The sequence below is a fragment of the Allorhizobium sonneratiae genome (genome assembly GCF_023700755.1).
GTDB lineage: Bacteria > Pseudomonadota > Alphaproteobacteria > Rhizobiales > Rhizobiaceae > Allorhizobium > Allorhizobium sonneratiae.
Genome location: NZ_JAMKOJ010000004.1, coordinates 477,510 through 487,673, shown reverse-complemented (window position 1 = coordinate 487,673; position 10,164 = coordinate 477,510). Strand labels below are relative to the sequence as shown.

The window sequence follows — 10,164 nt, the reverse complement described above, 5'->3', positions numbered from 1 at the left end:
CGCCCTTCTACGGCCAACTCCCATTACTGTCAAACCATTTTCATACTTCACAGACTACTTTTTTGTAACCTGCTGGTTTTGAAGAGGAAAAAGCAGAATCCTTTTCTCTGTCTCCGCTCATCTCCACTGTCGTGTCCGTTCAAGCCAGCTTTTGGTTCTCTCCTCCGGGTTTTCATGCCGGAGAATATCGGTCACCACGGCTGCGCTATCAGCGCCCTTGGCAAAAACGCCGTCGAGTTTTTCGACTGTGACACCGCCAATCGCCACCAATGGCAAAGAGCCGATACGGTTTCGCCATGTCTGCAAACGTTCAAGCCCTTGCGGGTCCCATTTCATTGTCTTCAGAATGGTTGGCCAGATTGGCCCCAAAGCGACATAATCCGGCTTTGCCGCCAGCGCCGTTTCAAGCTCCGCCTCGTCATGGGTCGAAAGACCGAATTTGATCCCGGCACGACGGATGGCGTTAAGATCGGCGTCTGCCATATCTTCCTGCCCTAAATGGAGAGCATCACAGCCTTCTTCAAGGGCAAGCTGCCAATAATCGTTGAGAATGAGCTGGCAATTATGGGCGGCACAGACCGTTTTCGCCCGGCGGATATGGGCGCGCAGCACCACCTCATCCCCATCTTTCATCCGCAGTTGCACCAGCCTCACGCCCAGAGGCACGAGGCGTTCGATCCAGTCGGCGCTGTCGACAATCAGGTAGAAAGGATCGAGCTTCATGCAAAAACGCCTTTACCGATGACAGGTGTGGAGGGAACGGCCATATCCCGTGGTTCCAGCGGTCCGGCCTGAAAGGCGAGATGACCGGCATCAATGGCGCGGGCAAAGGCTTCGGCCATCAGCACCGGATCGCCTGCGCCTGCGACAGCCGTATTGAGCAGCACGGCATCATAGCCAAGCTCCATGACCTGAGTGGCATGGGAGGGACGGCCAATCCCGGCATCGACGATCAATGGAATATCGGGAAATTCTGCCCGCATGGATTTGAGCGCTGCGATATTCTGCGGCCCCATGGCCGAGCCGATCGGCGCGCACCATGGCATCAGCACCTTGCAGCCTGCCTGCAACAGCCGCTCGCCCACCACCAGATCGTCGGTCGTGTAGGGAAACACCTCGAAACCCTCGTCACACAGGATTTTCGCCGCCTCAACCAGCTGAAACACATCCGGCTGCAAGGTGTCGTGGTGACCGATCAGTTCCAGCTTGATCCAATTTGTCTGAAAAACCTCACGCGCCATTTTTGCCGTCAGCACGGCTTCCGAAACACTGTGACATCCCGCTGTATTGGGCAGGATGTGAACGTCGAGGCTGCGGATCAGCTCGAAAAACGCCCCGCCTGCCTTGCCGCCTGCGGTCTCACGCCGCAGCGAAACCGTGAGGATTTCGGTTGCCGAACGACGCACGGCGTCCGCCAGTTTCGCGGGGGATGGATAACGGGCGGTGCCAAGGAGCAAACGGGAGACAAGGTCGCAATCATAAAGTTTCAGCATGTCAGCCTCCCTGCATGGGCGCGAGGATTTCCACCTTGTCGCCCTCTTTCAGCAGGCAATCTGCCCGTTCCTCGCGGTGCACCAGATCACCATTGACGGCGGTGGCGAGGAAATCGCCTTCATAGTCCAGCGCCTTCAGCAGCTCGGCAAGGGTTTGGGCGGGGCAGGTCTGGGCCTCGCCATTGACGATCACACGGATCATGCGCTTTTCCTCCGGTCTTTCAGGTCAAGCTTTTCCGCCAGTTGCCGCGCCATGGCGGGCGCCAGCAGAAAGCCGTGGCGGTGCATTCCGGCAATGGCATAGCCTTCTTCCGTTTCCACCACGCGCGGCAGGTTATCGGCAAAAGCGGGGCGGATGCCGACGCCGGTTTCGATCAGCCGCGCCTCGCCAAATGCGGGGTGAAGCGCATAGGCGGCGTTCAAAAACTCCATCAAGGATCGGGCGCTGATCGGGCCGTCATCATCTGCCTCGATCATCGTCGCGCCGACCATGAAGCGGTGCCCCTCGCGCGGCACGATATAGATCGGGTGGCGCGGATGCAGCAGGCGGATGGGCCGCGACAGCGCCACCTCCGGCGTTTCCAGATAGATCATTTCCCCGCGCACCCCGCGCAAAGACGGAACCGTTTCGATGGCAGCCGCACCCGTGCAATCGATAATCCGGGCATAGCGACCTGCCGGTTCGGATCCGAAATGGAAGCGAACACCTTTGGCGACAAGCGCCTGATAAAGCCCCTGCAACGCCTTGCGCGGATCGAGATGCGCCTCACCGGCAAAGAAGAGACCGAGACGAAAACGGTCTGCAAGCGCGGGTTCGATTGCGGCAATGCCTGCCGCATCCAGCCATTGATGGCCGCTTGTACGGGAGGCAAAGCGCTTGAGATCGCTCTGGTCGCGCCCGGTGGACAGCACCAGCGTTCCCTTGCGGGTGACGAGACCGGGAAGCGCCTCCTCCCACCAGTCGGCTGCGGCAAGGCCGAGTGTCAGAACCGCCTCTTCCGCCGCCTCGCGCTCGCACCAGGGGGCAAGCATGCCGCCTGCATAATGCGAGGCCCCCTCACCAATGGCCTCTGATTTTTCGGAAACCTCCACCGCAAAGCCCTGCGACACCAGCTCGAAGGCGGCGGTGAGGCCGGCAACGCCGGCCCCCTTAATCAGAATGGACATGTCATTCTCCGGCGTTTGGAACCGGCATATAAAGATCGCCGCCCTCGCGATATTTTGCCGCCATGGCCTCCAGCCCCTCCTTCTGCGCCTCGGCGCGGATATCGTGGGAAATGCGCATGGAGCAGAATTTCGGCCCGCACATGGAGCAGAAATGCGCGACCTTATGCGCTTCCTTCGGCAGGGTCTCATCATGGAAGGAGCGCGCCGTCTCCGGGTCGAGCGACAGGTTGAACTGGTCTTCCCAGCGGAACTCGAAACGGGCGCGCGACAGCGCATCGTCACGCACCTGTGCTGCCGGATGACCCTTGGCAAGATCGGCAGCGTGGGCGGCAATCTTGTAGGTGATGACGCCGGTTTTCACGTCATTGCGGTCCGGCAGGCCCAGATGTTCCTTCGGCGTGACATAGCAGAGCATGGCCGTGCCGAACCAGCCGATCATCGCCGCCCCGATGCCGGAGGTGATGTGGTCATAGCCCGGCGCGATATCGGTGGTGAGCGGTCCCAGCGTATAGAAAGGCGCTTCGCCGCAGGTCTTCAACTGCTTGTCCATGTTCTCCTTGATCTTGTGCATGGGAACATGGCCGGGGCCTTCGATCATCACCTGACAATCCTTGGCCCAGGCAATCTGCGTCAGTTCGCCCAGCGTTTCCAGCTCGGCAAACTGGGCGGCGTCATTGGCATCGGCAATCGAGCCGGGGCGCAGACCGTCGCCCAGCGAGAAGGACACATCATAAGCGCGGCAAATGTCGCAGATCTCCTCGAAATGCTCGTAGAGGAACGACTCCTTATGGTGATGCAGACACCACTTCGCCATGATCGAACCACCGCGCGAGACGATGCCGGTGACGCGGTTGACGGTGAGCGGAATATAGGCAAGCCGCACACCGGCATGGATGGTGAAATAATCCACCCCCTGCTCCGCCTGCTCGATCAGCGTGTCGCGAAACACTTCCCAGGTGAGGTTTTCGGCAATGCCACCCACCTTTTCCAGTGCCTGATAGAGCGGCACGGTCCCGATCGGCACCGGCGCATTGCGGATGATCCATTCGCGGATATTGTGAATGTTGCGACCTGTCGAAAGGTCCATCACCGTATCGGCCCCCCAGCGGATGGCCCAGACCATTTTCTCCACCTCTTCCGCCATGGAGGAGGTGACGGCGGAATTGCCGATATTGGCGTTGATCTTGACGAGGAAATTGCGGCCGATGATCATCGGCTCGCTTTCCGGGTGGTTGATATTGGCGGGAATGATGGCGCGACCGGCGGCGACTTCCTGCCGCACGAATTCCGGCGTGACATAATCGGGGATATGCGCGCCAAAGCTTTCGCCATCGCGCGCCAGCTTTTCTTTAGCGGCCTTGCGGCCCAGATTTTCGCGAATGGCGATGAATTCCATTTCAGGCGTAATGATGCCCGCGCGGGCGTAAGCCAACTGGGTCACGGCCGTGCCGGGCTTTGCCCGCAGCGGCGGCTGAAGGGCGGGAAATTCCGGCGTCAGCTTTTCGCCAGAGGCAAAACCGTTATCCTCAGGCTTGACGACGCGGCCATTATATTCCTCGACATCGCCGCGCTTGAGCACCCAGTCGCGGCGAAGCTTCGGCAGTCCGGCATCGATGGCAATGGAGATGGCGGGATCGGTATAGGGGCCGGAGGCGTCATAGACAGTGACCGGCGGCTCGCCGGAGGTGGGATGCAGCGCAATCTGGCGAAGCGGCACACGGATTTCGGGGTGCAACTCACCGGCAACATGGATTTTTGTCGAGGCGGGCAAAGGACCCGTGGTGACCTCGGGGGTCGGGAAGGAAGGGGCGATATTCATCTTGAGGCTCCAAGTGTTCAGGTTGGAGACCCAGTCATGACAGCCGGAATGATGGAAAGACGCTTTTGCCAAACCCATTGCGGGCCCCAATATGGGAATGCAATTGCAGCGCTTGCACCGTCCCTACGCCAGTATGAACTGGATCAGGTTCAACGGGTCACCGCGCTGCGTGATGGATCACGCCCAGCGGAATCTCAGCCCCTTGCGGGACACCCCTGGTGAATGGCCGAATCTTAGGCCCGAACACGCTGCTGCGTCAAGCGTCGATCACGCGACACTCAGGCCCCCCATGTCCGTTCCAGAACAGAAAGCCAGTTGCCGTAGCAGAGTTTCTCAATGCTGCCAGCATCATAGCCCCGTGCGTTAAGTGCCGCGACCAGATGCGGCAGGCCGGCCGCATCCTTGAGATCGGTCGGGATCGTGGTGCCATCGAAATCGGAACCGAAACCGACATGATCGATCCCCAGCCGTTCGACGGCATAGTCGATGTGCTCGACAATCAGGTCGAGCGCCGTGTCAGGGTTCTTCACCCCGTCCTGACGCAGGAAGAGCACGCCGAAATTGATGCCGACCATGCCGCCTGTCGCCCGGATGGCATCGAGCTGCCGGTCGGTGAGATTGCGGCTATGGGCGCAAAGCCCATGCATATTGGAATGGGTGGCAACCAGCGGCGCTTTCGACAGGCGGGCGATATCCCAGAAGCCCTTTTCATTCATATGCGACAGGTCGATGAGAATCTTCAGCTCGTTGCAGGCGCGCACCAGATCCTTGCCCAACTCGGTCAGGCCCGGCCCGATATCGGGAGAAGAGGGAAAGCGGAACGGCACGCCATAGGCGAAAATGTTCGGACGGCTCCAGACGGGGCCAAGCGAGCGCAGGCCCGCCTGATGCAGAACATAGAGCGCATCGAGATCATAGCCGATCATCTCAGCCCCTTCTATATGCAGAACCGGGGCGAAAACATTGGTTTCAATGCAGGCCCTGATCTCGGCAGCGCTCCGGCAGACCTTGACACGGCCTTCGCTCCTGCGCTCGATATCGAAAAGCAGGCGCGCCATGGCCAGTGTTTCGACCATGGCGTCGGCAGAATTCGGTGGCACGAAATCGCCATTCCGGTCGGGAGCCGTGCTAGGCGAGGGAATGAAGATTGCGCAAAGGCCGCCTGCCAGACCACCGGCAGCCGATTTTGGCAGATCGATATGGCCCGTTTCCGCGCCATCGAGAAAAAGGCGTTCCTTATGTGCGGCATTGTTTTTGTGCAAGCGCAGCAGAACATCATTGTGACCGTCAAAAATCGGCATGTTTGCCATCATTACTCTCCAAAACTGCGCCCTTTGGGCGACGGCCCAAGCCTGCTGTAGAGAGGATCTTAGTCCTCAGGGTCCATGAACCGGCAGGCCGTCCGTGCTGCACACCACGTTGCGATAGCGGTATCAGCTCATTATAACAATATCAAACGACTCCTGCCCTCACCCTTCTTCAACAGTCGTCTTGGCTTTGAACCCGACATCAACCGATGACGTGCCATGAGCCGCCTGTTTTGCTGAGAAAGATTGATATCCATGACACATGTTCTCTCCTGGTCTTCAGCCCATGAGACTGCACAGGCTTACATGAAAGACTGGACTCTCAAGACGCCCGGCGGGGCAATTCTCGGCTTCGATCAGAACGGCATCCGGTTTTCCCTCTCCGGCGGCCTTGCCAATCTGAACACGGGTGAGACCTTCACCGCAGACAGCGTCATCCGCTATGCTTCGGTGACGAAACATGCCTTCTGCAGCATGGTTCTGTCGCATCCCGACATGATCGGTCTTGATGAGAGACTGGGGGATCATCTTCCCGAGCTGCAAGCGCCCCTTTCAGACGTCACGGTCGGTCGGGCTCTGGATATGAGCGGCGGTCTGCCGGATGTGCGCGAATGCCTCACCCTGCTTGGCCTTTCGGTCTATTCCGAAACCCGCGCCGCGCCGATCCTCGATTTCCTTGCCCGTATGACCCGGCTCAATTTTGCCGCAGGCACGGAGGTGTCTTATTCCAACACCGGCTATCGTCTGGTCGAGGCGGCGCTGGAGCGCAAGGGGCTGCGGTTCCGCGATTATATCCGCAAAGCAGCGGCGCTCCATGGCGCGGTTTTCGATGCGCCGGATGTCTGGAACGATCCGGTCGAAGGATTGCAACCCGGCTATTGGCATGACGGCAAAACATGGCAGTTGTCGGCGGCAGGCCTGCATATTTCCGCTTCCGGCAGCATGACCGGCAGTGCGCGCTCTCTGGCGCATTGGCTTCAGGGCCTGATGCGCGATGAGACCATAGTGAAAAAGCTTGCCGCACCCCGCCCGCTGGCCGATGGCCGCATCAGCCCCTATGGGCTCGGCATGGCCGAAACCGTGATCGGCGGCAAAAGCTTTATCGGCCATGGCGGCTCGCATCCCGGCTATAAAACCTATTTCCTGCTCGACCCTGAGCAGAAGACCGGCATCGTCGTCGTCTCCAACCGCGAAGACACCAATGGGGCAAAAATCGCCCAGACCGCCATGGCCGCGCTTTACGGGCTTGCCCTGCCCACCCCTTCGTCTGCGCTGACACCCGGCCTCTATGTCGCCGATCACGGCCCGTATTGGCTGAAGGTCGAAGGCAGCACGGTCACCTCTCTCGATGCCGAAGACACGGTTTACGAAGCGGAAGACGGCTCTGTCAGCTCACGCTCCTCGACCTCGCCGATCCGGTTGCGCATGGAGGCGGATAAGGTCATCGGCGAGATCGGCCACGCTCCCCGCCTTTATCGCCCGGTTCAGGCCGAAACGGTTCCGGACGATCTCTCCGGCCAGTGGCACTCGGAGGAAGGGGCCGCTTTCGAGATCGCCAACGGCCATGTCATCATGGGCATCGGCCCAACCCGCCAGGCCATGGGGCTTACGGCGCTTGGCAAGGCGCATTTCCTTTTCACCCTGCATGACGGCCCCTGGACAAAGACTGTCTGCCTTTATCGGCAGGGACCAGACAGGATCGATCTCGTGCTCAACCGCGCCCGGATGATGGGGTATCACCGAGGATCAGTCTGAAGTCGATCAGATCGCCGTTTTACGGGCATTGTCCATGTAAAGCGCGCGCAGCCGCTTGACCATCGCACCCGGCTTGCCGTCACCGACCGGCGTGTCGTCGATCATGACGATCGGGACGATGAAGTTGGAGGCGCTGGTCAGCGCCGCTTCCCGGGCGGCGAGCGCTTCGGCAAGGGTGAAGGGGCGCTCTTCAATGGTCAGACCGTGTTCGCGGGCAAGGTCGAGCACAGCGAGACGGGTGCAGCCGGGCAGCGTCTTGTTGCTGTTGGCGCGGGTGATGATCCGGTCGTCTGCGGTGATGATATAGGCGGTGGAGGAGGCGCCTTCCGTCACCACGCCGTCTTCCAGCATCCAGGCCTCGTCAAAACCGTCGGCCTTGGCGGCTTTCTTGGCCAGAACCTGCGGCAGCAGGCACACACTCTTGATGTCGCGGCGCGCCCAGCGCTGATCCGGCACGGTCTTGACCTTCAGGCCCTTTTCCATGGCGCGCGGATCGTCGAGTTTCTTCGCCTGGGTAAACATCACCAGCGTCGGAGCGAGGTCTTCGGAATAGAGAAAGTTCCGGTCTTCCGCGCCACGGGTATATTGCAGATAGATCATGCCTTCCTGCAGACTGTTTTCTTCGATCAGCCGCTTTTCCGCCTTGACGATCTCATCGGTCGAGACCGGCAGACGCCCGCCGATTTCACCGACGCTGCGCTCAAGCCGCGCCATATGCGAGGGGCTGTCGACGAGCTTGCCGTCCAGCACGGCGGTCACTTCGTAAATGCCGTCACCAAACAGGAAACCGCGGTCGAAAATGGAAATATGCGCCTCGTTTTCCGGCAGAAAAGCACCATTGAGATAGACGATACGCGGGGAGGAAGATGACATGATGGCTCCAGACAGTCAGGCGAGATGGCTAAGGGATATGGCTTCGACCGTTTCCGGTCGATCTTTTCCGGCATTATAGCCGGTTGTGGTTTCGGCCATGGTCAGCGAATTCAAGATGGCTTCCTCGGTGGCTTCGATCACCGCCTCGAAGAGCGGCGAAACGACATCGTTGGAAAGCGCTTCCAGCGTCATCAGCCCCTTGCGGCGCTCTGCCGTCAGCCGCACGCTCTCTGCCGTGGAAAAGGCCAGCGCATAGTCACCGGACCCGTTGCTGAGCGCCGCCCCCGTGCGCGCCAGCCCGCCGAAACAGCGTTCCGCCAGTCGGGTCAGATTGCGCGAGGAAAGCGGCGCATCGGTCGCCACGATCATGACGATCGACCCATCTTTGTCATGGGCGGCATCGCTGACATAGGGCTTTCCCGCCACGGTGAGATGGCCGCCATAATTGGATTGCACCAGTACGCCAAGTGTATAACGCGCCTTGCCGACCGGCACGAGACGCGAAGCGGTGCCGATGCCGCCCTTGAGACCGAAGGCGACCGTGCCGGTTCCCGCCCCGACAGCGCCTTCTTCCACCGGCCCCGGTCTGGCTGCGGCAAGGGCCGTCAGCATGTCCTCGACCGTCGGGCGGGGGCTGCGAATATCATTGAGGCGGCTGTCATTGGTCTCGCCGACCACGGCATTGATCGAGGTGACACGCGCATTGCCGGGTTGACCCAAGGTGTGGCGGATGATCGCCTCGATGCCACGGCCGACAGCCAGCGTGTTGGTCAGCAGGATCGGCGTTTCGATCTCGCCCAGCTCGGCAATCTGGGTCGATCCGGCAAATTTGCCATAGCCGTTCAACACGGCAAAACCGGCGGGTACCTTGTCCTGATAGAGATTGCCGCAATGGGGGACAATGGCGGTCGCACCGGTTCTGGTGCGATCCCCCTTCTTCAGCGTCACATGGCCGACACGGACACCGGCCACATCGGTGATCGCATTGAGCGGACCCGGTTGATAATGGCCGATCCGCCGACCGATCACCGTGCTGATCCGCTGCCGTTTTTCGTCTGTCACGCCACTGCCCGTCTGAAATCCTGCCTGAAGAAACAGGCATAATGCATAAATCGGCGGCACCATACTCCGGTCAGGCAAAAACGAAAGCGGAAAAGCAGACTTTCCCTGAATGTTTATAGGCTTGCAGAATCGTCTTACGGCTTCAACGCCCCGTCCCAATGCTCATCGGCCTTGCCATCGACAAATCGCCACATATCGAACCATGTGGTGGTGTAGGTCTTGCTCGGGTCCTTCGGCTCCTTGAACGAGCGGACTGTGGCAACGGTGACGTAATCACCCTCGGCCACCACGGCCACCACCTTGGCGCTCATTTTTGCCGGGATCGGCTTTTCCTTCTGTTTCAGCACCTTGGTGAAATAATCGACCACGCCCTGAATGCCGGAAACCGCATTGGGATTGTGCTGGATATAGCGCTTGGTCAGATATTTGTCGGCGAGGTCCCAATGTCCGGCTTCGAGAAGATCCTTGAAAATGTGATAGGCGGCCTGCTTGTTGCGGTTCAGCACCGGGTCCTTGCTGGTGAAAAGCGCATCCGGATTGGCCGCCGGGGTGACGGCTTCCTGGGCAAAAACCGGCGTGGCAAGGGCAGCCGTAAGAGCCATGGCGATAAGCAACTGTTTCATAAAGTGATCCTGAACAGGGTTCCGACAAGCCGTGACCCTATCCATGATCATCCCGAACACAAGAA

10 protein-coding genes and 1 riboswitch are annotated in these 10,164 nt (G+C 59.8%); of the genes, 1 reads left to right on the top strand and 9 read right to left on the bottom strand.

Translation table 11 applies throughout. The annotated features are described in order from the left end of the window. Positions 1-117: 117 nt before the first annotated feature. From NAC44_RS10555 to NAC44_RS10530, 6 genes are all read right to left on the bottom strand, one after another. A complete protein-coding gene (locus tag NAC44_RS10555) occupies positions 118-723 on the bottom strand; it encodes a thiamine phosphate synthase (RefSeq protein ID WP_250940513.1) in 606 nt (201 codons plus the stop codon). Then, positions 720-1,493 carry a thiazole synthase gene (locus tag NAC44_RS10550; RefSeq protein WP_250940511.1) on the bottom strand — a complete coding sequence of 258 codons (774 nt, stop codon included), beginning with the start codon at positions 1,491-1,493 and terminating at the stop codon, positions 720-722. Before NAC44_RS10550 ends, NAC44_RS10555 begins: the two co-directional genes overlap by 4 nt. Position 1,494: 1 nt before the next feature. Next, the gene (thiS, locus tag NAC44_RS10545) at positions 1,495-1,692 is read right to left on the bottom strand and encodes a sulfur carrier protein ThiS (RefSeq protein ID WP_250940572.1); all 198 of its coding nucleotides are present in this window, start codon (positions 1,690-1,692) and stop codon (positions 1,495-1,497) included. After that, positions 1,692-2,660, bottom strand: a complete 969-nt coding sequence (gene thiO / locus NAC44_RS10540) for a glycine oxidase ThiO (RefSeq protein WP_250940508.1) — start codon at positions 2,658-2,660, stop codon at positions 1,692-1,694. The genes thiS and thiO overlap by 1 nt, the downstream gene beginning before the upstream one ends. Before the next feature lies 1 nt (position 2,661). Next, positions 2,662-4,479 carry a phosphomethylpyrimidine synthase ThiC gene (thiC, locus tag NAC44_RS10535; protein WP_250940506.1) on the bottom strand — a complete coding sequence of 606 codons (1,818 nt, stop codon included), beginning with the start codon at positions 4,477-4,479 and terminating at the stop codon, positions 2,662-2,664. A 102-nt stretch (positions 4,480-4,581) separates the two neighbouring features. Next, positions 4,582-4,706: riboswitch (TPP riboswitch) on the bottom strand. A gap of 51 nt (positions 4,707-4,757) precedes the next feature. Further along, positions 4,758-5,789, bottom strand: coding sequence for a dipeptidase (locus tag NAC44_RS10530; protein ID WP_250940504.1), 1,032 nt, complete (start codon positions 5,787-5,789; stop codon positions 4,758-4,760). A gap of 252 nt (positions 5,790-6,041) precedes the next feature. On the opposite strand from NAC44_RS10530, the gene NAC44_RS10525 reads away from it, so the two are divergent. Next, the gene (locus NAC44_RS10525) at positions 6,042-7,541 is read left to right on the top strand and encodes a serine hydrolase domain-containing protein (protein WP_250940502.1); all 1,500 of its coding nucleotides are present in this window, start codon (positions 6,042-6,044) and stop codon (positions 7,539-7,541) included. A 6-nt stretch (positions 7,542-7,547) separates the two neighbouring features. On the opposite strand, the gene NAC44_RS10520 is transcribed toward NAC44_RS10525, so the two are convergent. The 3 genes from NAC44_RS10520 to NAC44_RS10510 form a co-directional block, all read right to left on the bottom strand. After that, on the bottom strand, positions 7,548-8,414 hold the full coding sequence (locus NAC44_RS10520) for a D-amino-acid transaminase (protein ID WP_250940499.1): 867 nt from the start codon (positions 8,412-8,414) through the stop codon (positions 7,548-7,550). A 15-nt stretch (positions 8,415-8,429) separates the two neighbouring features. Further along, the gene (locus tag NAC44_RS10515) at positions 8,430-9,476 is read right to left on the bottom strand and encodes a DmpA family aminopeptidase (protein ID WP_250940497.1); all 1,047 of its coding nucleotides are present in this window, start codon (positions 9,474-9,476) and stop codon (positions 8,430-8,432) included. 134 nt (positions 9,477-9,610) lie between these two features. After that, positions 9,611-10,099: a nuclear transport factor 2 family protein gene (locus NAC44_RS10510; protein ID WP_250940495.1), complete on the bottom strand. Its 489-nt coding sequence runs from the start codon at positions 10,097-10,099 to the stop codon at positions 9,611-9,613. Positions 10,100-10,164 lie beyond the last annotated feature (65 nt).

Excerpts from the sequence above, each read along its gene's own strand:
- NAC44_RS10555 (WP_250940513.1), bottom strand. The coding sequence starts at position 723 with ATGAAGCTCGATCCTTTCTACCTGATTGTCGACAGCGCCGACTGGATC.
- thiO (WP_250940508.1), bottom strand. The coding sequence starts at position 2,660 with ATGTCCATTCTGATTAAGGGGGCCGGCGTTGCCGGCCTCACCGCCGCC.
- NAC44_RS10510 (WP_250940495.1), bottom strand. The coding sequence starts at position 10,099 with ATGAAACAGTTGCTTATCGCCATGGCTCTTACGGCTGCCCTTGCCACG.
- NAC44_RS10520 (WP_250940499.1), bottom strand. The coding sequence starts at position 8,414 with ATGTCATCTTCCTCCCCGCGTATCGTCTATCTCAATGGTGCTTTTCTG.
- NAC44_RS10525 (WP_250940502.1), top strand. The coding sequence starts at position 6,042 with ATGACACATGTTCTCTCCTGGTCTTCAGCCCATGAGACTGCACAGGCT.
- NAC44_RS10530 (WP_250940504.1), bottom strand. The coding sequence starts at position 5,789 with ATGGCAAACATGCCGATTTTTGACGGTCACAATGATGTTCTGCTGCGC.
- NAC44_RS10550 (WP_250940511.1), bottom strand. The coding sequence starts at position 1,493 with ATGCTGAAACTTTATGATTGCGACCTTGTCTCCCGTTTGCTCCTTGGC.
- thiC (WP_250940506.1), bottom strand. The coding sequence starts at position 4,479 with ATGAATATCGCCCCTTCCTTCCCGACCCCCGAGGTCACCACGGGTCCT.